Source organism: Nonomuraea sp. NPDC049486 (assembly GCF_040676925.1).
Lineage (GTDB): Bacteria > Actinomycetota > Actinomycetes > Streptosporangiales > Streptosporangiaceae > Nonomuraea > Nonomuraea ferruginea.
In genome coordinates, this window is record NZ_JBFAPV010000002.1 from 765,000 (window position 1) to 788,569 (window position 23,570).

The window sequence follows — 23,570 nt, forward strand, 5'->3', positions numbered from 1 at the left end:
CACCCGCCGGCGCGGCGATCCGCGCCGGCGGGCCTGTGCGCGGTCAGCGGCTCGTCCGGGCCAGGGCGGTCAGGAGTCCTTTGACCTCGGTCGCCTCGTAGAAGTCACGGTCGAAGGGGCCGATGATCAGCGGTCCGTCGTCGGGGAGATCGGGCAGCCGGCCGTGACTGCCCCGCACCGGCGCCGGGTCGAGCGGCACCACCCGCATCGTGTACCGGAAGCCCAGCTTCTTCCTGGCGAGCGCCGCCGCCGCGCGCAGCTTGACGAACGGATCGCCCGGGTCCATGAACAGCTCGGCGGGGTCGTAGCCGGGTTTGCGGTGGATGTCCACGAGCCTGGCGAAATCCGGGGCGCGGTCGTCGGAGAGCCAGTAGTAATAGGTGAACCAGGCGTCCGGCTCCGCCACCGCGACGAGCTCGCCGGCGCGTTCGTGGTCGAGCCCGTACTTCGCCTTCCCCGCCTGGTCGAGCACCTCGTCGACGCCGGACAACTCGGCGATGACGGCGCGGGTGCGGTCGAGGTCGCCGGGGTCGCGCACGTACACGTGGGCCACCTGGTGGTCGGCGACGGCGAAGGCCCGGGACGCCCACGGGTCGAGATACTCCATGCCGGCCTGGACGTAGACCTCCAGGAGACCTGCGGCGCGCAGCGCCCGGTTGATGTCCACTGGGCGGGACACCGGGGTGATGCCGTATTCGGAGAGCACGACGACCTCGGCGTCCTCGGCCAGGAGCGGAGCCAGCGCGGCGTCGACGGCCCGGGCGGCCGCGATCGCCTCAGGACCGGCGGGGCCGTACCGCTGGAGGTCGTAGTCGAGGTGGGGCACGTAGACCAGCAGCAGATCCGGCCGTTCGCGGGCCAGGATGCGGCGGGCCGCCGCGATGATCCATTCGCTGGAGGCGATCCCCGCGTTGGGTCCCCAGTAGGTGAACAGGGGGAACGGCCCCAGCGCGGCCTCCAGGTCGTCGTGGAGTGAGGGCGGGCGGGTGTAGCAGTCGGGCGACTTGCGGCCGTCGGCGTGGTAGACGGGGCGCGGGGTGACGAGCAGGTCGGCGGGCGCGCCCATCGCGTACCACCAGCAGACGTTGGCGGTGCGCAGGCCGGGCGCGGCGGTCCACAGCTGGTCGCCCTGGATGAGCGCGTTGTGCTGGCGCCACAGCAGCACCTCGCCGAGATCCCGGAAGTACCACCCGTTTCCCACGATGCCGTGGTCGCGGGGCATCGAACCGGTCAGCAGGGTGGCCTGCATCGAGCAGGTGACGGCGGGCAGCACGGGCCGCAGCGCGGCCGCCGAGCCCGCTTTCGCCACGTTCGGCATGTGCGCGAGCAGGCGCGGGGTGAGCCCGACGACATTGATCACGATCAGCGGTGCCATCACGTCTCCTTCAGCCCGAGGGCGGCCAGCTGCCCCCGCATCCAGTCGAGCTCGGCGGCGATGCCCTGCGCGACGTCGGCCGGCGCGCCGGGAAGCACGTGCCAGGTGTAGGTCTCCACCTCGACGTGCCTGGTCAGCGGACGCTCCCCGCCGAGCAGCGTCTCCAGCAGGCGCCGCAGGTAGGGGGCGCTGGTGGTGAGCGGAGGGGGCGGCGCGCCGTGCAGCGGGACGTGGAAGTGCACGCGCCAGCTCTCGTCCGCGGGCAGGCCGCCGGCCAGCGCCTCGCCCAGGTCGTCGGCGTATCCGGTGGCGGAGCGCGTCTGGTGGAGGAACCGGGCCTCGTCGAACGCGGCCAGCGCCCGCTGCGCCCCAGGCGGCGCCACCAGGGCGCACGACGCCTGGAGCTTCACGATCGGCAACCCGCTGTCGGCGCCCGCACCGGGCTCCTCGAAACCCACGGCCATGTGGCAGGCGTCCAGACAGAGGCCGAGGTGGTCGTGGTCCACGTCACTCAGCAGGGCGCGCGCCTGCGACGTCGTCTCGACGACGCAGCCGGGCTCCGGCTCGAAGCCCAGCCGGATCACCTTGCCGGTACGGCTCGCCAGCGCGCGCAGGCCCTGGGCGACCGCGTCGAGATGGGCCGTCACCGCCGCCGCCTTCGCCCTCGTCCACCCGGTCCGCCAGGCGAGGGGAAGGGTCGAGATCGTGCCCTCGGTGACGTCGTCCGGCAGCAGCGCGGTGAGGATCTCGGCGAGCCCGAGCGTGTAGCGCAGCCGGTCCGCGTCGGCCCAGTCAGGAGTGTAGACGCGGTACTTCACGACCTCGTCGTGGAAGCCGCGGTAGGGGAACCCGTTGAGGGTCACGACCTCCAGCCCGAGCGTGGTCAGCCGCTCGCGCAGCGCCGCGAGCTCCCCGGGCCGGGCGGTGAGGTCCGCGGCGGCGTGCTGGGACAGCCACAGCCCGAGCCCGAGCCGCTCGACGCCGAGCAGGCGCCTGACCCGCGCCGCGACGCCGGACAGCTGAGCGTGGATGCCGGGGAGATCCTCGGCGGCGTGGACGTTGGTGCAGTAGGACAGATGCACCGTCGAGCCGTCCGGATGGCGCAGCCGCATGGTCAGCCCCGCTTGATCGTGTTGCCGGCGTAGTCAGATCCGGATTCCGAGCCGGAACTGAGGTCGAGCCGGCCGCTCTGCCCGTAGAATGCGACCGGGTTGCGCCACAGGACCTGATCGACGTCGTCCCCGCCGAAGCCGGCCGCGAGCATGGCGTCGGCGACCTCGCGCGTCTTGAGCGGATCGCTCCGCCCCCAGTCGGCGGCCGAGTTCACCAGCATCCTGTCCGTGCCGTACTGCTTGAGCAGGGTCACCATCCGGTCCGGGTCCATCTTGGTGTCCGGGTAGATCGAGAACCCCATCCAGCAGCCCGAGTCCGCGACCATGCCGACGGTCAACTCGTTGAGGTGGTCGACGAGCACCAGCCCGGGGGGAATCCCGGCGGCCCGCACCACGTCGAGCGTCCGGCGGGTGCCCTCGGCCTTGTCCCGGTGCGGAGTGTGCACGAGCACCGGAAGATCATTGTCCTGGGCGAGCGCCAGCTGGGCCTCGAACGCCCGTTCCTCCTCAGGCGTCATCGAGTCGTAGCCGACCTCGCCGACCGCGACGACGGAGTCCTTCAGCAGGTATCGCGGCAACTCGGCCAGCACCGGCGCGCAGCGCGGATCGTTGGCCTCCTTGGGGTTGAGCGCGAGCGCGCAGTGGTGGCGGATGCCGTGCTGCGCGGCGCGGTAGGGCTCCCAGCCGAGCAGCGCGTCGAAGTAGTCGAGGAAGCTGCCCACGTTGGTCCGGGGCTGCCCCAGCCAGAAGGCGGGTTCGACGACGGCCCGGACCCCCGCGGCGTGCATGCGCCGGTAATCGTCGGTGGTCCGGGAGGTCATGTGGACGTGCGGGTCGAAGATGCGCATTCAGATCCTCTCCAGGACGTCACGCGGGACGGGGCGGCCGGCCGCCCGTAGCTCGGCCGCGTAGTCCGACAACATCCGGGCCAGCTCGGCGTCGAAGCGGCGGTCCAGCCCGGCCACCTCGTCCAGGGGGATCGACATGAAGACGCACTTGAGCACCCCTTGCCGGAAGGAGTGGTCGCCCAGCCACGCCGAGCCGTACGGGCCGAGGGCCGCGGCGACCAGCCGCGCGTCATTGGTGCGAAGCGCGTCCTCCACCAGCGCGACCGCCGTGCCGTCCAGGTCGAGCTCGTGCAGGACGGTCAGGATCGCCAGCCGCTCGCCGCTGTCGCCGGCCTCGTACAGGCTTCGGATCACCGCGGGGTCGCCGCGCAGCGCGCCGAGCAGCGCGCGCCGGGCGTCTGGACCGCCCCGCCGTCCGGCCTGCGGGAAGAGCCGGTGGATCGCGTGCGGGTCAGCCTCGACCTGCCGGACGGCCGAGGCCTGCCACTCCTGTGCGGGCTCCTTCATGTGCCCTCCTCAAGAAGTCGATCGATCGGCGGGCGACCTGCGGGGCCGCATGGCTGTGCCGGGCCAGTTCCACGGCCACCAGGCCCGGGTAGCCGCGCAGAGCGGCCAGCACCGGCACGAAGTCGATCTCACCCTCGCCGAACTCCAGGTGCTCGTGGACTCCCCGGCGCATGTCCTCGATCTGCACGTGCACGGTGTACGGCAGCGCCCGCCGGACACACGTGTCCAGGTCCTCCCGCTCCACGCAGTGACAGTGCCCGATGTCGAGGGTGAGACCGAACCGGGGATGGCCGCCGAGCATCGCCCGCAGCCGCTCGTAGCCGTCCAGGTCGGCGACCAGCATCCCGGGTTCGGGTTCGAATCCCAGCGTGACGCCCACCCGATCGGCCTCGTCGAGCAGCCGCGCGCACTGGCGGGCCAGTCGCGTGTACGCCTCCACCTCCGGCATGCCGTCGGGCCGGACGCCGCTCCACAGATGCACCACGGGAGCGCCCAGGTCTGCGGCGACGCGCATCGCCATGACCAGGAACTCCACTCTGCGTCCGGCGTCCTCGCTGATGAGGGTCGGATGGTGTTTGCGCAGCGGATCGAGGGTGTAGCGCCCGCCCGTCTCGACCACGGTGCCGAGGCCGAGGCGAGCGCAGATCCCGGCGATGCTGGACACCTCCGCGGCCAGCCCGGGGGAGAAGGGGTCGAGATGACCGTGGTCGAGCGTGATGGCCGCGCCCGTGTACCCCAGATCGGCCAGGACCGCGAGCGCCTCGGGGAGCCGGTGGCCGGCGAATCCGTTGGTGCAGTAGGCCCACTTCACGATGTCGCCAGCCGGGATGAGAGCCACCGCCCCACGGGGAGCGAACACAGCAGCGCGCCCGCCGTCGCGAACCGGCCGCCGCCCGCGACCGCCGCCGCCTGGAGCGGGATCAGGCCGAGGATGCTCAGCCGGACGGCCCGCCGTACGTTCTCGGGGTCGGGAAGGGTCCGTAACCCGGCCTGGACCGGGAGGGTGGAGGCGAGATAGCCGGCGATGAGGACGCCCGCCCCGGCCCGCGCGGCGGCTCCGCCCCGCGCGCAGGAGGCGGCCGCGAGCCCGGCCGCCACGGTGCTGGCCGCGACCGCGCGCCCGGCGGTCCCGGGTGCCGCCCCCGTCACCTCGGCGCGGCCCAGGACGCTGATCCCGTAGGTGTGCGCGCCTATCGCCAGCGCCGCCGGCAGGGCGGCCCTGGTCTGCTCGCCCGCGCCGAGAAGCACGTCGAGCACGCGGCAGGCCGCCATCGACGCCGGTCCCGCCGCCGTCCGTTTGAGACCCAGGTCGTAGGCCCACACCGCGCCGGCCAGCAGGCCGGCGACGGTGAGACCGCGACGGCCGCCGGCGAGGGCGGCGGTGGCCAGGCCCGCGCCGGTCAGGGCGGCCGCGAGCCCGAGCGCGGCGCCCGGGCGGACCCGGCCCGACGGGATCGGGCGCTCGGGACGCTCGACGGCGTCCGCCTCACGGTCCGCCCAGTCGTTGAGCGCCATTCCCGACCAATACATGAGCACCGACGCCAGGGCCAGGCCGGGTGCCGGACGCCGTCCCGCGGCGGCGGCCCCCGCGATGGTGTCCCCCGGCACCGACAGCGCGGCGGGTGCGCGGACCAGTTCGAGCAGCGCCCTCATGACAGCTCCTCGGCGAAGGCGCGCAGCCGGGCGTACTGCGCGGCCAGGGCGTGCTCGTCCGTCCCCAGCGGGCTCTTGAAGAAGTACCCGAGCTCGGGCAGGACGCCGTGCCGCCCTTTCTCGTGCGCGCGGGCGACCAGCCGGGCCAGGTCCAGGACGAGCGGGGCGGCGAGCGCCGAATCGCAGCCCTGCCAGGTGAACTGCAGCGTCATCCGGACGCCGAGGAAGCCCTCGAAGCTCACGTGGTCCCAGGCGGTCTTCCACTCCCCGAGATCCGGGACGTAGTCGATGTGCGTCTCACCCTCCACGGGTTCTCCCAGGACCCTCGTGACGACCTGGTCCTTGGAGAGCCGCTTGCTGGACCTGGCGGCCGGATCGGCGAGCGTCGCCCCGTCGCCGCCGCCGAGCAGGTTGAGCCCGGACCAGGAGCGGACCCGGAGCGCCCGGTCCGCGAACATGGGCGCCAGGGCGCTCTTCACCAGGGTCTCGCCGGTCTTGCCGTCGCGTCCCGCGTACGGCACGCCCCGCCGGGCGGCGAGTTCCGCCAGGGCGGGCAGGGTCGGCCCGGTGGAGGGGGTGAACTCCACATAGCCGCATCCCGCATGGAACGCCGCGTAGGCGTACAGCGAGCTCGGCGGCAGGACGTCGTCGCCCGCGGCGAGCCGCTCCTCCAGGTCGGCCAGCCTCTCGAACTCCGGGCGCGGATCCACCGGGGGCTCGGTCGACGACACGTTGATGACGACCACCCGGGCCAGCCCGTGCCGGGTGCGGAAGCCGGTGATGTCGTCGATCAGCCGGGTCGCGGCCGGTCCGTCGCCGGGGACGTGGCCCGGCTGGATCTCGGCGTCGGCGGCTTCCAGGTCGGACGCGAGCAGCCCCGGGAGGTCCGGTGAGATGACCTCCGCTCTGCCCAGTTGCTCGGCGCGCTTGCGTAAGGAGGTCTCGGCGATGTCATGTCCGCCGAAGACCAGGTCGGTCAGCGGAACCAGCTGCCCGGGAAAGCCGGCGGACTCGCTCACGCATCCACGAGGGGAGGCCGCTCCCGCCCTGATGGCCGCGGCGCCCACGATGGCAGTGGTCGCCACGGATCCTCGTGCCCCGATAAGCCACACACCGAGCTTGTCCATGAAAGCTCCATCGTGTCCGGGACTACCCCGCATGCGAAGGCATCCGGTAGGTGAGTCTTCGCGATGGTAAAAGGTATTTTCGTCGATGGTCAAGCATAAGTAGGCTCATCGTTGTCTTATGGTCTGCCGTCTATGGCCATCGCCGCCCGTTCGTCACGTCCCAAACCCGGGCAATTTAGGCGTACTGGCGACCAACTTTTGCTTGACCATCGATATAAGCCCGCTTAACATCCCGCACCATGAGCCATAGGCCTGAAAGTCGGCGGGGACGGCTGACCGGATGCTGAGCCTGCGCGGCATCGGCAAGAGCTTCCTGGGCGTGCGGGTGCTGTCCGGGGTGGACCTGGCCGTGACGGCCGGCGAGGTCCACGCCGTCGTCGGCGAGAACGGCGCCGGCAAATCCACCCTCATGAAGATCATCTGCGGGGTGCACGCGCCCGACGAGGGCACGATCGAGCTCGACGGCCGGCCCGTCTCCTTCGGCCATCCGCTCGACGCGCGGCGCTCCGGCATCGCGATCATCTACCAGGAGTTCAACCTGCTGCCCGAGCGCACCGTCGCCGAGAACGTGTTCCTCGGGCGCGAGCCCGTCAGGCGCGGCCTGGTCGACCGGGCCGCCATGGAGCAGGCGACCGCGCGGCTCCTCCACGAGCTAGGCGAGGAGGCCTTCGGCCCTCGCGACGCCGTGAAGCGCCTGCCGGTGGCCCAGCAGCAGATCGTCGAGATCGTCAAGGCGTTGTCGGTGAACGCGCGGCTCATCGTCATGGACGAGCCGACAGCGGCGCTCGCCGAGCACGAGGTCGAGTCGCTCTACCGGCTCATCGGGCGGCTGAGGGAACGCGGCGTCGCCGTCGTGTACATCTCCCACCGATTACGCGAGGTGTTCGATCTCGCCGACCGGGTCACCGTGCTCAAGGACGGCGCGCGCGTCACCACCCTCCCGATCGGTGAGGTGACCCCCGGCGAGCTGATCCGCCTGATGGTGGGCCGCGACCTCGGGACCTACTTCCCGCCCCGCTCGGCGGGCGCCGGCGAGGTACGCCTCAGCCTGCGAGCGGCCGGCAATCACCGGCTCCATGACATCGACCTGGAGCTGCGCGCCGGGGAGATCGTCGGCATCGCGGGCCTCCAGGGATCCGGCAGATCGGAGCTCGCCAGAGCGATCTTCGGCGCGGAGCCCTTCACCACGGGCGAGATGATCCCGTCGCGCCCGCGCTCGGTCCGGGAAGGCGTGGCCCTGGGCATCGGACTCGTGACCGAGGACCGCAAGGCCGAAGGGCTCGCGCTGCGCCAGTCCGTGCGCGACAACGTCCTGCTCGTCGCCCGCGCGGTGCGCGCCGGCGACCGCGCCGGCGTCCGTGACCTGCTCGAACGGGTACGCCTCTCGCCCGTACGCCGGGAACAGGAGGTCCGTTACCTGTCCGGCGGCAACCAGCAGAAGGTCGTGCTGGTCAAGTGGCTGACGATGGCGCCGCGGGTGCTGCTGTTCGACGAGCCGACCCGGGGGATCGACGTCGGGGCCAAGGCCACGATCCACGACCTGATGCGCGAACTGGCGAACGGCGGCATGGCCATCATGATGATCTCCTCCGAGCTGCCCGAGCTCATCGGCATGAGCGATCGCGTCGTCGTCCTGCGCGACGGCCGCGTGGCGGGCACGCTGCCCGCCGGTGCCTCCGAGGAGGCCGTCATGCGCCTGGCCGCGGGAGAGGCGGCCTGAATGCCCCTGCTCACGCGGCTGCGCGAACCCACGCAGGTGGTGTTCCTCGCGCTGCTCGGCCTGGTCGCGGTCGGCTGGGCCCTCGTCGCGCTCGACGGCGGCCAGTTCCTCACCCTGGAGAGCGTCGTCGGGATCCAGCAGCGTTCCGCGGCCCTCGGCATCGTGGCGATCGGGCAGACGCTGGCGATCCTGGCCGGGTCGCTCGACCTGTCGGTGGCGTACCTGATCAGCCTGGCCTCGCTGGTCGCGGCGGAGATCATGGCGGGCCAGGACGGGAACATCGGGCCGGCGGTCGCCGCGGTGCTGGCCATCAGCGCTCTGGTGGGGCTGGTCAACGGGCTGGTCATCACCGGGCTCCGGGTGCACGCCTTCATCGCCACGCTCGGAGTCGCCCTGATCATCAAAGGCGTCGTCGACCACCTGTACGACGGGCCCGCGGGCAAGGTGCCCGAGTCGTTCCAGGTCCTCGGCTACTCCCGGATCGGGCCGATCCCCGTCTCCGCGCTGCTCTGGGCGGGCGTGGCCGTGCTGGCCTGGTTCCTGCTGAGCAGGACCCGGCTCGGATACCGCATCTACGCGGTCGGCGGGAACGAGGAGGTCGCCCGCCTGTCCGGCATCCGCACCGGCCGGGTCATCGTGCTCACCCACGTGCTGTGCTCCGTCTGCGCCGGCATCGCGGGCCTGCTGCTGGCCGGCAGGCTCGGCGCCGGGGCCCCCACGGTGGGCACCGACGGCGGCTACGACCTCGAGTCCATCGCCGCCGTCGTGCTCGGCGGGACCGCGCTGGCCGGCGGCAAGGGCGGCGTCGCCGGAACCGTGGGCGGAGTCCTGCTGCTGGCCGTCCTGGACACCGTCTTCAACCAGCTCGAGGTCAACTCCTTCGTCAAGGACGTGGTCCGCGGCGTGGTCATCGTCGTCGCGGTGGCCGTCTACGCCCGGCGTACCGTGGGACGGCCCGCATGAGGCGGGCCCTTCCCATCCTCGCGGTCCTCGTGGCGCTGCTCACCGCGATCGCCCTGGTCAACCCCCACTTCCTGGAGCCCGCCGGATTCCTGGCGTTCCTCAAACGGGCCGCGCCGCTGGTGATCCTCGCCGCGGGACAGTATTTCGTCATCGTCTCCGGCGAGTTCGACCTGTCGGTCGGCTCGCTGGTGACGGCCGAGGTGGTGATCGCCGCACGCCTCATCGACGGCGACGAGTCCGCCACCTGGCCGGTCCTCGTCCTGCTGATCGTCATCGGGCTGCTCGTCGGGCTGGTCAACGGCGTGGCCACCACCAAGCTGCGGGTGCCGTCGTTCATCGTGACGCTCGGCATGCTGCTCATCCTGTCCGGGGCGGTGTTCCTGTGGACCGGTGGCGCGCCGCGCGGCGCGCTGTCGGAGGGCTTCCGCGTCTTCGGCCGCGGCGGCCTCGGGCCGGTGCCGTGGTCGGTGCTGATCCTCGTGGCCCTGGGCGCGGCGGCGATCCGGCTCATGCGCGCCGACTTCGGCAAGACGCTGATGGCCGCCGGCGACAACGAGCGTGCCGCGGCGCTGTCCGGGGTCCGGGTCGACCGGGTCAAGATCTTCGCTTTCATGCTCTCCGGCCTGGCGGCGGCCGTCGCGGCGATCCTGCTCGGCGGTTTCGCCGGCGTCTCGGCCCAGGTCGGTCAGGGGCTGGAGTTCTCCGCCATCACCGCCGTCGTCCTCGGCGGCGTGGCGCTCGGCGGCGGCCGCGGCTCCGTGCCGGCCGCCATGGCCGGGGCCGTCACGCTGGAGGCGCTGTTCACCCTGCTCAACCTGTACGGAATCTCGGGGGCGCTGGAGTTCACCGTGCAGGGCGTCATCATCATCGCCGCGGTCGCGGCAGGAGCCATCCGGCTTCCCTGGAAGCCCACCCCCCGAAGAGGAGACGCACATGCCGCGTCCTGAGGCCGCAATCGCAGTATTGGCCGCGCTGGTTCTCGCCGGCTGCACCACCGACAGGCCGACGGCCACCACCCAGCCCGCCGCACCCGCCACGAGCGCTCAGGGCTCCGGCACGGGCACGCAGTCGAAGTTCTTCGTGCAGGCGGATTTCGACGCCCAGCTGGCCATGCGCTCCCAGACACCTCAGGGCCCCGCGGCCAAGCCCTGGGAGCAGGCCATCGACCCGAAGATGATCGACACGGCACAGTACAAGAAGGACGGGCCGTACCACCTGTGCTTCTCCAACGCGGCGGTCAACAACCCCTGGCGCCAGGTCGGATGGAAGACGATGCAGGCCGAGGTGGCCCTGCACGAGGAGATCGAAGAGTTCACCGCGCTGGACGCCGAGGGCAAGGACGACAAGCAGATCTCCGACATCGCCGAGCTGCAGGCCAAGGGCTGCGACGCGCTGATCGTCTCGCCGAACACCACGGCGACGCTCACCCCCGCCGTGACGGCCGCCTGCGCGAAGGTGCCCGTCATCGTGTTCGACCGGGGCGTGGAAACGGACTGCCCGGTGACGTTCATCAAGCCCATCGGCGGCTACGCCTTCGGCGCCGACGCCGCCGAGTTCCTGACCGAGAAGGTGCCGGAGGGCGGGAAGGTGCTGGCGCTGCGCATACTGCCTGGCGTCGACGTGCTGGAGACCCGCTGGTCGGCGGCGAAGGTGGTCTTCGACAGGAGCCGCCTCCAGGTGGTGGGGGTGGAGTTCACCGACGGTGACGCCGCCAAGACCAAGAGCATCGTCAGCGACTACATCCAGCGGCACGGCACGATCGACGGTGTCTGGATGGACGCGGGCGCCACGGCGGTTGCCGCGATCGAGGCGTTCGAGGACGCCGGCCTGCCGGTGCCGCCGATCAACGGCGAGGACCAGCAGGACTTCCTGCAGAAGTGGAAGGACGCCGGTCTCACCGCCGTCGCGCCCACGTACCCGACCTACCAGTGGCGCACCCCGATCATCGCCGCTCTGAAGATCCTCAAGGGCGAGGAGGTGCCGGAGAGGTGGAACCTGCCGCAGCCCAAGGTCACCGGCGACAACCTGGCGGACTACCTCCAGCCCGACATGCCGCCGCTGCACTACGCGCTCTGCGGTTGTGAGGACCTGCCCGGGTTCCCGGAGGCCTGGGGCGGGAAGAAGGGCTGATCGGCCCCCTCCCGAGCCGACGACGAAGAGGGACGCCATGTTCTCCATCGGAGTGAACACCTGGGTCTGGGTCTCCCCGCTGACCGACGACGAACTGGCGCGGCTCGCGCCCCGCATCGCCCGGTGGGGCTTCGACGTCATCGAGCTGCCCGTCGAGCGGCCCGGCGACTGGAACCCGGACAAGGCCGCGGTTGTGCTGGCCGAGCACGGGCTGGCCGCGTCCGTGGTGCTGGTCATGCCGCCGGGGCGCGAGCTCGTGGCCGCGTCCCCGGGGACCGTCCGCGACACCCAGGACTATCTGCGGCACTGCGTCGACGTGGCGGTGACCGTCGGCTCCCCGGTGATCGGGGGGCCGGCGTACGCCTCGGTCGGCCGTACGTGGCGGCTCTCGCCGGACGAACGCCGGGGGGTCTACGCCGAGTTGCGCGAGCATCTGCGGCCTGTCCTGGACCATGCGGCCCAGCGCGGGGTGAAGCTCGCCGTCGAGCCGCTCAACAGGTACGAGACCAGCCTCGTCAACACGGTCGAGCAGGCGCTCGAGGCGCTGCCCGAGGACTGCCACCTGGCGCTCGACGTCTACCACATGAACATCGAGGAGAAGGACCCCGCCCAGGCGGTGCGGCTGGCGGCGGATCGCATCGCGCACGTGCAGGTGTGCGGCACCGATCGCGGCACGCCGGGAGCCGACCGCTTCGACTGGCCGGGCTTCTCCCGGGCCCTGCGCGACACCGGCTATCGGGGGCCGCTCGTCATCGAGTCGTTCACCGCGCACAACCGGACCATCGCCACCGCGGCCTCCGTCTGGCGGCCCCTCGCGGAGAGCCAGGACAGGCTGGCCGTGGACGGCCTCGCCTACCTTCGGACCCTGTGATTGAAAGTTTCATACTTATCCTGCTGGGTGGAAGCGGGTGCGGTAGCGACCTTCGGCGCGTTGACCTGCTGTTATCGATGGGCACTCGCCGGATAGGTGGACAGGGCCGGTTTCCCAACTCTGAATAAGCAGGCTTAATGGGTCTGTGGCGAGGCGACACGCCTCACGTCCTCCCTCGTCATCCTCCGACTCCGACCTGTTGCCGGCACCCCCCAGGAGATCCTTCATGCGAAGATCACGCCTGTTCCCCGCCTTGGTCGCAGCCCTGTCAGGGCTGTTGATGTCCTTGTCGCCGCAGCTGGCGCAGGCGGCCGCGCCGTTCAGGGTGCTGCTGTTCACCGAGACGGCGAGCGGCGCCTACCGGCACGACTCCATCCCCGCGGGTGTCGCGATGTTCCAGCAGCTGGCGGCCGACCACGACTTCCAGCTCGACCACAGCGAGAACTCCGCCGTCTTCACGCCCGCGACCCTGAACACCTACGACGCGGTGATCATGCTCCAGACCAGCGGCATGGTGTGGGACAACGACGCCCAGCGTCAGGCCTTCCAGGCCTACGTGCGCGCCGGCCACGGCGTCGTCGCGATCCACAACGCCACCGACATGAACATCGAGACGCAGTTCCCCTGGTGGGACCAGGTCGTCCTGGCGGGCGCCCACATGACCGCGCACTCGTCGATCCTCCAGGGCACCGCCAAGGTGGCCGACAAGGCCCACCCCTCCACGGCCGGGCTGCCCGACCGGTGGGTGCGGGCGGAGGAGTGGTACAACTTCGACAAGAACATGCGGGGCTCGGTGCACGTGCTGGTGACCGCGGACGAGACCACGTACGACGCGGGGCCGAGCAAGATGGGCGTCGACCACCCGATCTCCTGGTGTCACAACCCGGAGGGCGGCCGGGTGTGGGCCACCGCGATGGGCCACCAGGCGTCCTCCTACGCGGAGCCCCTGTTCCGGCAGCACCTGCTGGGCGGCGTGCGGTGGGCGGCGGGCGATGCGCCGGGTGACTGCGGCGGCACGGTCGCGGCCCGGTTCCAGAAGGTGACCCTCGACGGCGCACCGGACCAGCCGATGGAGCTCGACGTGGCCGCCGACGGCAGGGTCTTCTACATCTCGCGCTCCGGCAAGGTGAACATGATCCCCGCCAACGGCGGGGGCACGCGCGTCATCGGCACCCTGCCGGTGTACGACGGCGGTGAGGACGGCGGCATCGGGCTGGCGCTGGATCCGAGCTTCGCCACCAACGGCTGGATCTACGTCAACTACTCGCCGTTGAACGGCGGTGAGGTGAACCGGGTGTCGAGGTTCACCTTCAACGGGACCAGCCTCGACCTGGCGAGCGAGAAGAAGATCATCGAGGTTCCGGCGTACCGCAACGTCGACGAGCCCGGCCACACGGGCGGCTACCTCGCGTTCGGGCCGGGCGGGAACCTTTACATCGGTCCGGGTGACGACACCAATCCCAACGGGTCCAGCGGATACGCCCCGATCGACGAGCGGCCCGGCAGGGAGCATTACGACGCTCAGCGGTCCTCGGCCAACACCAACGACCTGCGCGGCAAGATCCTGCGCATCCACCCCGAGCCCGGCGGCACCTACACGATCCCGTCCGGCAACCTGTTCGCGCCCGGCACCGCCAAGACCCGGCCGGAGATCTACGCGATGGGCTTCCGCAACCCGTTCCGCTTCTCGGTCGACAAGGTGACGGGCTGGATCTCGGTGGGCGACTACGGACCGGACGCGGGCGCCGCGAACCCCGGCCGCGGTCCCGAGGGCACCGTCGAGTGGAACCTGATCAAGCAGCCCGGCTTCTACGGCTGGCCGTACTGCGTCGGCGACAACCTCCCGTTCAACGACTACAACTTCGCCACCAACACCTCCGGCCCGAAGTTCACCTGCTCGGCACCGGTCAACGACTCGCCCAACAACACCGGCCTGACCAACCTGCCCGCGGCCAAGCCCGCCACCGTGTGGTACGACTACCATGCCTCGGCCCAGTTCCCCGAGATCAACTGCTGCGGCGGCGCCGCCCCGATGGGCGGCCCGTTCTACCGCCATGACCCGGCCAGCGGTTCGGACCGGAAGTTCCCCGCGTACTTCGACGGCACGCCGTTCTTCTACGAATGGAGCCGCAACTTCGTCAAGGAGTTCCGCCTCGACTCCTCGGGCAACCTTCTGAAGATCAACCCGTTCGTGGCGCAGATCGCCCCGCGCGCGCCGATCGACATGAAGTTCGGGCCGGACGGCGCCCTGTACATGGCCGACTGGGGCAACGGCTTCGGCCACGCGAACACCGATGACAGCATCTACCGGGTCGACTACGTGGCCGGGAACCGCGCGCCCCTGGCCAAGGCGAGCGCCGACCCCGACTCGGGCACGGCACCGCTGGTGGTGGCGTTCTCCTCGGCCGGCTCAACCGACCCCGACGGCGACGCGATCACCTACGCGTGGGACTTCGGCGACGGCGGGACCTCCACCGGCGCCAACCCCTCTCACACCTACACCGCCAACGGCACCTTCACGGCCAGGCTGACCGTACGGGACTCCGGCGGGAAGACGGGCAGCGTCACGGTGCCCATCGTCGTCGGCAACACCCGTCCCGGGGTGACCTTCTCGGCCCCGCCCGACGGCGGGTTCATCGACTTCGGCGACCAGGTGGACTACACGGTGAACGTCACCGACGCCGAGGACGGCGCCGCCGACTGCACCAAGGTCAACGTGATCACGGCGCTCGGCCATGACCAGCACGCCCACGACACCGGCCAGTACACCGGTTGCTCCGGGACGGTCACGACCACCGCCTCCGGCCATGACGAGGCCTCCAACGTCTACTACGTCCTGTCCGCCGACTACACCGACAGCGGCGGCCTGAAGGGCTCCGCCGGCCTCACCCTGCAACCGAAACACAAGCAGGCCGAGCACTTCACCGGCTCGTCCGGCATCCGCGTCATCGACGAGTCCGGAGCCGAAGGCGGCAGGCGCATCGGCGACATCTCCAACAACGACTGGATCTCCTTCAGCCCGATCAACCTGTCCGGGATCGACACGGTGTCCTTCCGCGTCTCGGCGCCGTCCAGCACCGGCGCGTCCATCGAACTGCGCGCCGACTCGCCGACCGGAGCCCTCCTCGCCTCCAGCCCCGTGCCGGCGACCGGGGGATGGAACACCTACGTGTCGCTGTCCCCGGTGCGGGTCACCGACCCCGGTGGCACCCGCAATGTCCACGTGGTGTTCAAGGCGCCGTCCGCGAACGCGTTCGACCTGGACTCCGTCACCTTCAACGGCACGGGCGTCGGGCAGGGCGACGGCCCGCCCCCGGGCGGCACGAGCGCGCTGCGGGGTGTGGCGTCGAACCGGTGCCTGGACGTCAACGGCGCCTCCCAGGCCAACGGCGCGCAGGTGCTGATCTGGGACTGCAACGGCCAGGCGAACCAGCAGTGGACCGTCACCAGTGCCGGTGAGCTGCGGGTGTACGGCGGCAAGTGCCTGGACGTGAACGGGGCCGGGACGGCCGACGGGACCGCGGTGATCATCTGGGACTGCAACGGCCAGAACAACCAGAAGTGGCGGCTCAACGCCGACGGCAGCATCGCCGCGGTCGGCGCGAACAAGTGCCTGGACGTCAACGGCACCGCCAACGGCACCAGGGCACGCATCTGGACCTGCACCGGCGGCGCCAACCAGAAGTGGACCCGCGTCTGATCTCCGCGCGACGCCCGCGTGAGCCGGGGACCGACCACCACTCCGTAGGAAACGGGATGCGAGATGTCTGATCTATCACGAAGGCAAGTCCTCAGATTCGGCGCCGCCGGAGCCGGAGCCTTCATGCTGCCGCCGGCATGGACCGCCGCCGCCCGGGCCGCCTCGGCGCCCCCTCCGGAGGTGAGCGCCGCGAACGATCTGGCCCTCTGGTACGACGAGAGCGCCGGCACGGACTGGCTGCGGGCGCTCCCGATCGGCAACGGCCGCCTGGGCGCCATGGTGTTCGGCAACGTCGACACCGAGCGGTTGCAGCTCAACGAGGACACCGTCTGGGCCGGTGGACCGTACGACCAGAGCAACCCCCGAGGGGCGGCGGCGCTGGGCCAGATCCGGCAGCTGGTCTTCCAGAACCAGTGGAGCCAGGCCCAGACGATGATCGACCAGAACATGCGGGGAAACCCGGTGGGACAGCTGGCCTACCAGACCGTCGGTGATCTGCGGCTCGGCCTCGGCAGCGCCGCCGGGGTCGCGGAGTACAACCGTCATCTGGATCTCACCACGGCCACCACCGCCGTGTCCTATCTGCAGAACGGCGTCCGGTACCGGCGCGAGGTGCTCGCGAGCGCGCCCGATCAGGTGATCGCCGTCCGCCTGACCGCCGACAGGCCGGGCTCGATCACGTTCTCCGCGACCTTCGGCAGCCCGCAACGAGCGACGCGCTCCAGCCCGGACGGGACCACGGTCGCGCTCGACGGCATCTCGGGCGACATGGAGGGAGTGGCCGGCTCGGTCCGCTATCTGGCGCTGGCGCGGGCCGTCGCCGAGGGCGGCAGCGTCAGCAGTTCCGGCGGCACCCTGCAGGTCAGGTCCGCCAACAGCGTGACGCTGCTGGTCTCCATCGGCACCAGTTACCGTAACTTCCGCGACGTCGGCGGCGACTACCAGGGCATCGCCCGGCGCCATCTCGACGCCGCCACCGGCAGGACCTACGACGACCTGCGCGGCCGGCACGTCGCCGACTACCAGCGGTTGTTCGGGCGCACCACGCTCGACCTCGGCCGCACCGCGGCAGCCGACCAGCCGACCGACGTGCGGATCGCGCAGCACGCGAACACCGACGACCCGCAGTTCTCCGCGCTGCTGTTCCAGTACGGCCGATATCTGCTGATCTCCTCCTCCCGGCCGGGCACGCAGCCGGCCAACCTCCAGGGCATCTGGAACGACTCGCTCACCCCGGCCTGGGACTCGAAATACACCATCAACGCGAACCTGCCGATGAACTACTGGCCGGCCGACACGACGAACCTGTCCGAGTGCTACGAACCGGTGTTCGCGATGCTCGACGAGCTCGCGGTCAGCGGCGCCCGGACGGCCCGCGTCCAGTACGACGCCGGCGGTTGGGTGACCCATCACAACACCGACGCGTGGCGGGGGACGTCGGTCGTCGACGGGGCGTTCTGGGGCATGTGGCAGACCGGCGGAGCGTGGCTGGCCACCCTCGTCTGGGACCACTACGGTTTCACCGGCGACCTGGAGTTCCTCCGGCGCTACTACCCCGCGATGAAAGGCGCCGCGCAGTTCTTCCTGGAGACCCTCGTGCAGGAACCTCAGCTCGGGTATCTGGTCACCAACCCGTCGAACTCTCCAGAACTGGCCCACCACGCGGGCGTCAGCGTCTGCGCCGGCCCCACCATGGACAACCAGATCCTGCGCGACCTGTTCAACGGCTGCGCCCAGGCCTCGCAGGCGCTCGGCGTCGACGCCGACTTCCGGGCGCGGGTCCTGGCCGCCCGGGACCGGTTACCGCCGATGAAGATCGGCTCGCGCGGCAACATCCAGGAGTGGCTGTACGACTGGGTCGAGACCGAGCCCGCCCACCGGCACATCTCCCACCTCTACGGCCTGCACCCCAGCAACCAGATCACCAAGCGCGGCACCCCGGCGCTGTACACCGCCGCCCGGCGCACCCTCGAACTCCGCGGGGACGACGGGACCGGCTGGTCCCTGGCCTGGAAGATCAACTACTGGGCGCGGATGGAGGAGGGCGGCCGCGCGCACACGCTGCTCCGCCTCCTGGTGACGACGGCCCGGCTGGCGCCGAACATGTTCGACCTGCACCCGCCGTTCCAGATCGACGGCAACTTCGGCGCCACGTCCGGCATCGCCGAGATGCTGCTGCAGAGCCACAACGGCGAGCTGCACGTGCTGCCGGCGCTGCCGCCGGCCTGGCCGGACGGCACGGTGCGGGGTCTCCGAGGACGAGGCGGCCACACCGTGGACGCGACCTGGAGCTCCGGCGGGGCCACCGAGATCCTCCTGAGGTTCGACCGTGGCGGGACGGTCAACGTGCGCGCCCGGATCTTCGCCGGGACCTACCAGGTGGTCGACACCACGACCGGCGATGCCGTCAGCGTCGCCAAACCTGAGAACGACGTCATCAGACTGACCGGTCAAGCCGGTCGTACGTACCGCATGACCGGGTCCGGCCCCGCGCCCGCGAGCCACGTGCGGATCACCAACGCGACCACCGGCCTGGTGCTGGACAGCGGCGGGAACGTCGCCTCCGGGTCGAACCTCAAGCAGTGGAACTGGGACGGCAGCACCAACCTGCAGTGGCAGCTCGTGGACCTGGGCGGAGGCTGGTACCGCATCGTCAACCGCACCAACGCCATGGTCATCGACAGCTGGGGCAACACCGCCAACGGCGCCAACGCCCGGCAGGCGGCCTGGAACGGCGGCGCCAACCAGCAGTGGCGACTCAACAGCACGGGCAACGGCCGCCACCAGATCATCAACCGGGGCACCGGCACCGCCCTGGACGGCATGGGCAACAGCACCGCCGGCTCCACCGTCGCCCTGTGGACGCCGAACAGCAGCACCAACAACCAGTGGACGATCATGAGCACCTGACCGTCCATCCCCGTCCGTGGCACGGTGCGCGGTTGGCGGCTATGCCGTGCTGCGCTACGGTATGCGCGGAGTGCCGGGAAGCCTGGTCGGCGGCGTCTTCAGCCGTACGACTCCACGGGGGCTCCCTGATGCGTGGCTCATGGCCTGCTGCCCAGCAGCCGGCGAGGGCGGGTAACCGGAAGGCACGGCGCCGGCCCGCGGTGCCGGGCCGCGGCCGGCACCCGGCGGTGATGATCTCGGTGGGATTCGGGACCGCTGTGCTGATCGGCACGCTGCTGCTCGGCCTCCCGCTGGCCACCACCGAGGGCGACTCCTCCCACTGGCTCACCGCGCTGTTCACCGCCACCTCGGCCGTCTGCGTGACCGGCCTGATCGTGGTGGACACCGAAACGCACTGGTCGGTGTTCGGCGAGGTGGTGATCGTCTTTCTCATCCAGGTGGGCGGTCTGGGCATCATGACACTGGCCACGCTGATCATCGTGATGATCTCGGGCCGGATCGGCCTGCGCGCCCGCCTGTCGGCCCAGTTGGAGACCAAATCGGTGGTCGCCGCCGACCTTCGCCGGGTTCTGCGGAAGGTGGTGATGTTCAGCATCGTCTGCGAGGCCGCCGTCGCGGTGGTCCTCACGGTCCGCTTCGTCACCGGATACGGCGAGCCGCTCGGCCGGGCAGCCTACCTGGGCCTCTTTCACTCGGTGTCGGCCTTCAACAATGCCGGCTTCGCCCTGTGGCCCGACAGTCTGATGCGCTTCGTCGCGGATCCGTGGATCTGCCTGCCCGTGGCACTGGCTGTCGTCGTCGGCGGGCTCGGCTACCCCGTCGTCTTCGAACTCCTGCGGACCTGGCGGCATCCGGGCCGCTGGTCGATCCTGACCCGGGTCACCGTCGGCTTGAGCGTGGTCCTCCTCGGCGGCGGTACGTTGACGTTCCTGGCGATCGAGTGGCACAACCCCGCCACGATGGGCCCGCTGGATGATTCCGGCAAGCTGCTGGCGGCCTTCTTCGCCGCCGTCATGCCACGCTCCGGGGGCTTCAACTCCATCGACATCGGCCAGATGAACCCCTCCTCCTGGCTGCTCACCGACGTGCTGATGTTCATCGGCGGCGGCAGCGCCGGCACCGCGGGCGGGATCAAGGTCACCACGTTCGGGTTCCTGGTGTTCGCCATCTGGTCGGAGCTGCGCGGCGAGCACCAGGTCAACATCGGCCACCGCCGCCTGCCGTCCACCACCCAGCGTCAGGCGCTGTCCATCAGCTTGATCGGCGCCATCCTGGTCACGTTCTCCACCTGGCTCATGCTGATGATCTCTCCGCACAGTCTCGACCAGGTGCTGTTCGAGGTGATCTCGGCCTTCTCCACCAACGGCCTGTCCACCGGCATCACCGCCGACACCACGCTGGCCGGGCATGTGCTGCTCAGCGTGCTGATGTTCATCGGGCGCATCGGCCCGCTGACGCTGGGCTCCGCGCTCGCCCTGAAGCAGCGCACTCGTCGTTACGAGCTGCCGGAGGAGAAGGTGATCGTCGGCTGACACCAGGCACCGGTCACAGCAGGTTCACAGGGTCAGATCGCGGCGGCGGAGTCCGTACAGACCCACCGCGGCCAAGCCTGCCGCCACGACGGTGAGCCCGGCCAGCGTGCCCGGTCCGGGGCTGGCCAGCGTGGAGTAATGGACGTGGGCGAACGGGGAGATCATGAAGAGCGAGTCGTTCACCAGGCCGACCTCCCAGGCGACTTCGAGGGCGATGGTCAGGACCAGGGCGGTCCACCCCACGACCGCTCCGGCCCGCCGGAACAGCCCGAACGCCGCCACGGCGATCCCGGCCATCACCCAGATGCCGGGCAGGATGACCGTGGTGAGGGCCAACCCGCCGGCGAAGTCGCCGCTGCCGAGGCCCAGCGCGAGGCCGGCGATCACCAGCATGGCGACGGGGACCGTCACCGCGAACAGGAGATGGGCAGCCGCCCACCGGGTCCGGCTCACCGGGCCGGACAGGAAAAGCTCGGTGGCCTCGTCGCCGCGCAGGCGCAGCACCGTCATGATCGCGTACAGGGAGACGGAGAACACCGCCAGCTCGTACACGACGAGCTTGAAGAAGATCCGCGCGGGATCGTCCTCTCCCGTGCGCCCGGCCCAGTAGTCCAGCGCTCCGCTCTGACCGAACGTCTCGACGGCGGTCTGCCCGCCGAGCCCGAGCCCCGCGCCGATGAAGGCGGCGCCCACGATCCACGCCAGTGCCGAGCCCCGGTGCGTCCGCCAGGCCAGCCCGAGCGGTCCGCGCAGGCCGGCCGGCGCGCGGGCGGGGCCGAGGCGGGGCGGCAGGAGACCGGCGCCGAGGTCGCGGCGGGCCGACAGCGCGTAGGCCGCCGAGGCCATGGCCGCGACGAATGCCGCGACCAGCGCGAACACCCACCACTGCTCGCCGCCGAAGGCGCGCGCCCGCAGGAACCAGCCGTTCGGTACGAGCCAGCCCAGCCATTCCATCCCGGGGCCGCCCAGGTCGCTGACGCCCCGGAGGAGGTAAGCCGCGAAGAACACGGTGAAGGCCGCGGCTCCGGCCACGCGGGCGCTCTGGGTCAGCTGCACGGCCACCGCGGCCAGCGCGGCACCGACCCAGCCACCCGACGCGGCGGTCAGGCCCCAGGCGAGGGAGCCGGCCGGAGGGAGCCCGGCGCTCACGCCGACCACCGCGATCAGTGCGGCGAGCACCAGGTTCGCGCCCAGCACGACGGTGAGGGCGGCGGTCAGCGGGGCGCGCCGTCCCACGGCGGCCGAGCCGACGAGCTCCCGCCGCCCTTGCTCCTCGTCGGAGCGGGTGTGCTTGACCAGGAGGGCGATGCTGGCCAGGGCGGCGAAGATGGTGGTGGCGGCGGCCCGCTGCTGGGCGGCGGCGGCGCCCACGCTGTCGCCGTACGCGGGTCCCTGCAGCAGGAGGATCACGGGGTTCCGCGCGATCTCCTCGACGTAGTGCAGGACCGCGTCCCGGGTGGGGAGCAGTTGCCGGATGGTGGTCACCGTGGTGGCGACGAAGAGGGCGACGGACAGGATCCACAGCGGCTGCCAGACGCGGTCGCGGCGCAGGATCAGCCGGATCAGCGCTGTCGTGTTCATCGGTAGTGCCTCATGAACAGCTCTTCGAGAGTGGGCGGCTGGGCGGTGATGTCGCGCACGCCGTACTGCGCCAGGTGGGCCAGCACGTCGCCGATGTGGTCGGTGTCGGCCTGGAAACGCACCCGGCCGCCGTCCGTGCTCAGGTCGTGGACATGGGGGAGCCCGCCGGCCGGGACCCTGGCGAGTTCGGCCGTGACGGAGACGCGTGTGAGATGGCGCAGCTGCGCGAGGGTGCCGGCCTCCACGATGCGGCCGTCGCGGATGATGCTCACCCGGTCGCAGAGCGCCTCGACCTCGGCGAGGATGTGACTGGAGAGCAGGACCGTGCGGCCCTTGCGCCGTTCTTCCGCGACGACCTCACGGAAGATCGCCTCCATCAGCGGATCGAGGCCGGAGGTCGGCTCGTCCAGCAGGAGCAGCTCCACCTCGGAGGCGAGCGCGGCGATCAGCGCGACCTTCTGCCGGTTGCCCTTGGAGTAGGTCCGGGCCTTCTTACGAGGATCCAGGGCGAAACGCTCGATCAGCTCGTCGCGCCGCCTGGCGTCGGTGCGGCCGCGCAGCCGGCCGAGCAGGTCGATCACCTCGCCGCCGGACAGGCTCGGCCAGAGGGTGACGTCGCCGGGGACGTAGGCGAGCCGCCGGTGCAGCTCGACGGCGTCGGCCCAGGGGTCGCCGCCGAGCAGCCGGACCTGGCCGCCGTCCTTGCGCAGCAGGCCGAGGAGGATGCGCAGGGTCGTGGTCTTGCCGGCGCCGTTGGGGCCGAGGAAGCCGTGCACCTCTCCTTCCCGCACGGTCATGTCCAGGCCGTCCAGCGCGCGGACCCGGCCGAACTCCTTGGTCAGCCCGTGGATCTCGATCACGTCAGTCACGGGGGTGCTCCTTCATGTGGTGATCGGTGACGGCCTGGCGGACCTGGTCTCCGGGTCCCGAGGTGATCCACTGCCCCAGGTGCGCGTAGACGTCGGCCATGGCGATGCCGAGCCGGGGCAGATTCGTCCTGCTCAGCGCGTCGACGCCCATCCGGCGGGACAGGTGCGCGTGGAGCACGATCGTGCTGAGGTGCATCGCCGCCATCACGGCGGCGCGTTCGCGCACCTTGGACTCGTGCGGGGGGAAGTCGTCCGGCCAGTTCTCCATGAGGAACCGCTCGGCGGCGTCGGCGCCTTCGTCGAACAACACCGCCGCCACGCCCCAGCCCTCGGCCAGGGCCCGGGCGAGGTAGCGGACGCTGAGCTCGTTGGCCTCGTACATGCCCTGGATGACGTCGGGGGTGACCTCGACGCCGTCCTGGACCTGGCCCGCGGCGCCCATCATGGCGGCACGGACGTGCGCGTCGCAGGCCTCCCGCAGCCCTTCCTTGGAGCCGAAATGATGCTGCACCAGGCCGACCGAGACACCGGCGGCATCGGCGACGGCCTTCAGCGTCGCCCCCTTGAAACCGCGTTCGGCGAACTCCGCCAGGGCCGCGTCGCGGATCCGCGCGCGAGCGGTCAGATCCTCGGGCGGTCGATCATAGGCTGAACACATGACCCGGATACTAT

18 protein-coding genes are annotated in these 23,570 nt (G+C 71.0%); 8 read left to right on the forward strand and 10 right to left on the reverse strand.

Going from position 1 to position 23,570, the window contains the following annotated elements; translation table 11 throughout:
* Window positions 1-43: 43 nt before the first annotated feature.
* The 7 genes from AB0K05_RS08460 to AB0K05_RS08490 are packed head-to-tail and all read right to left on the reverse strand — an operon-like array spanning window position 44 to window position 6,655.
* Entirely contained in the window at window positions 44-1,375 is a 1,332-nt protein-coding gene (locus tag AB0K05_RS08460) for a nucleotide pyrophosphatase/phosphodiesterase family protein (RefSeq protein WP_364227848.1), read from the reverse strand.
* Window positions 1,375-2,487, reverse strand: a complete 1,113-nt coding sequence (eboE, locus tag AB0K05_RS08465; protein ID WP_364227851.1) for a metabolite traffic protein EboE — start codon at window positions 2,485-2,487, stop codon at window positions 1,375-1,377. Before eboE ends, AB0K05_RS08460 begins: the two co-directional genes overlap by 1 nt.
* A gap of 2 nt (window positions 2,488-2,489) precedes the next feature.
* Window positions 2,490-3,335, reverse strand: a complete 846-nt coding sequence (locus AB0K05_RS08470) for a TatD family hydrolase (RefSeq protein WP_364227854.1) — start codon at window positions 3,333-3,335, stop codon at window positions 2,490-2,492.
* The gene (locus AB0K05_RS08475; protein ID WP_148032232.1) at window positions 3,336-3,842 is read right to left on the reverse strand and encodes an EboA domain-containing protein; all 507 of its coding nucleotides are present in this window, start codon (window positions 3,840-3,842) and stop codon (window positions 3,336-3,338) included.
* Window positions 3,787-4,653 (reverse strand): sugar phosphate isomerase/epimerase family protein, encoded by an 867-nt coding sequence (locus AB0K05_RS08480; RefSeq protein ID WP_364227858.1) that lies wholly within the window; start codon window positions 4,651-4,653, stop codon window positions 3,787-3,789. The genes AB0K05_RS08475 and AB0K05_RS08480 overlap by 56 nt, the downstream gene beginning before the upstream one ends.
* Window positions 4,650-5,495, reverse strand: a complete 846-nt coding sequence (locus AB0K05_RS08485; RefSeq protein WP_364227861.1) for an SCO3242 family prenyltransferase — start codon at window positions 5,493-5,495, stop codon at window positions 4,650-4,652. The genes AB0K05_RS08480 and AB0K05_RS08485 overlap by 4 nt, the downstream gene beginning before the upstream one ends.
* Window positions 5,492-6,655 carry an inositol-3-phosphate synthase gene (locus tag AB0K05_RS08490; protein ID WP_364227864.1) on the reverse strand — a complete coding sequence of 388 codons (1,164 nt, stop codon included), beginning with the start codon at window positions 6,653-6,655 and terminating at the stop codon, window positions 5,492-5,494. The genes AB0K05_RS08485 and AB0K05_RS08490 overlap by 4 nt, the downstream gene beginning before the upstream one ends.
* Window positions 6,656-6,902: 247 nt before the next feature.
* On the opposite strand from AB0K05_RS08490, the gene AB0K05_RS08495 reads away from it, so the two are divergent.
* The 8 genes from AB0K05_RS08495 (at window position 6,903) to AB0K05_RS08530 (ending at window position 20,448) form a co-directional block, all read left to right on the forward strand.
* The gene (locus tag AB0K05_RS08495; RefSeq protein ID WP_364227867.1) at window positions 6,903-8,342 is read left to right on the forward strand and encodes a sugar ABC transporter ATP-binding protein; all 1,440 of its coding nucleotides are present in this window, start codon (window positions 6,903-6,905) and stop codon (window positions 8,340-8,342) included.
* The gene (locus AB0K05_RS08500; RefSeq protein ID WP_364227870.1) at window positions 8,343-9,305 is read left to right on the forward strand and encodes an ABC transporter permease; all 963 of its coding nucleotides are present in this window, start codon (window positions 8,343-8,345) and stop codon (window positions 9,303-9,305) included.
* A complete protein-coding gene (locus AB0K05_RS08505; protein ID WP_148032227.1) occupies window positions 9,302-10,252 on the forward strand; it encodes an ABC transporter permease in 951 nt (316 codons plus the stop codon). Before AB0K05_RS08500 ends, AB0K05_RS08505 begins: the two co-directional genes overlap by 4 nt.
* Window positions 10,239-11,435, forward strand: a complete 1,197-nt coding sequence (locus AB0K05_RS08510) for a substrate-binding domain-containing protein (RefSeq protein ID WP_364227874.1) — start codon at window positions 10,239-10,241, stop codon at window positions 11,433-11,435. Before AB0K05_RS08505 ends, AB0K05_RS08510 begins: the two co-directional genes overlap by 14 nt.
* A gap of 37 nt (window positions 11,436-11,472) precedes the next feature.
* On the forward strand, window positions 11,473-12,306 hold the full coding sequence (locus AB0K05_RS08515) for a sugar phosphate isomerase/epimerase family protein (RefSeq protein WP_364227877.1): 834 nt from the start codon (window positions 11,473-11,475) through the stop codon (window positions 12,304-12,306).
* 226 nt (window positions 12,307-12,532) lie between these two features.
* Window positions 12,533-16,006, forward strand: coding sequence for a ThuA domain-containing protein (locus AB0K05_RS08520; protein ID WP_364227880.1), 3,474 nt, complete (start codon window positions 12,533-12,535; stop codon window positions 16,004-16,006).
* Window positions 16,007-16,129: 123 nt separating this feature from the next.
* Window positions 16,130-18,916 (forward strand): glycoside hydrolase N-terminal domain-containing protein, encoded by a 2,787-nt coding sequence (locus AB0K05_RS08525; protein WP_364227882.1) that lies wholly within the window; start codon window positions 16,130-16,132, stop codon window positions 18,914-18,916.
* Between the two features lie 230 nt (window positions 18,917-19,146).
* Window positions 19,147-20,448, forward strand: coding sequence for a potassium transporter TrkG (locus tag AB0K05_RS08530; protein ID WP_148032222.1), 1,302 nt, complete (start codon window positions 19,147-19,149; stop codon window positions 20,446-20,448).
* A gap of 24 nt (window positions 20,449-20,472) precedes the next feature.
* Here the strand turns inward: AB0K05_RS08530 and AB0K05_RS08535 are convergent, their stop codons facing one another.
* From AB0K05_RS08535 to AB0K05_RS08545, 3 genes are read right to left on the reverse strand one after another with little or no spacing between them, the layout of a single operon-like run.
* On the reverse strand, window positions 20,473-22,029 hold the full coding sequence (locus AB0K05_RS08535; RefSeq protein WP_364227884.1) for a hypothetical protein: 1,557 nt from the start codon (window positions 22,027-22,029) through the stop codon (window positions 20,473-20,475).
* Window positions 22,026-22,898 carry an ABC transporter ATP-binding protein gene (locus AB0K05_RS08540; RefSeq protein ID WP_364227887.1) on the reverse strand — a complete coding sequence of 291 codons (873 nt, stop codon included), beginning with the start codon at window positions 22,896-22,898 and terminating at the stop codon, window positions 22,026-22,028. Before AB0K05_RS08540 ends, AB0K05_RS08535 begins: the two co-directional genes overlap by 4 nt.
* Window positions 22,891-23,556 (reverse strand): helix-turn-helix domain-containing protein, encoded by a 666-nt coding sequence (locus AB0K05_RS08545; protein ID WP_364227890.1) that lies wholly within the window; start codon window positions 23,554-23,556, stop codon window positions 22,891-22,893. Before AB0K05_RS08545 ends, AB0K05_RS08540 begins: the two co-directional genes overlap by 8 nt.
* Window positions 23,557-23,570 lie beyond the last annotated feature (14 nt).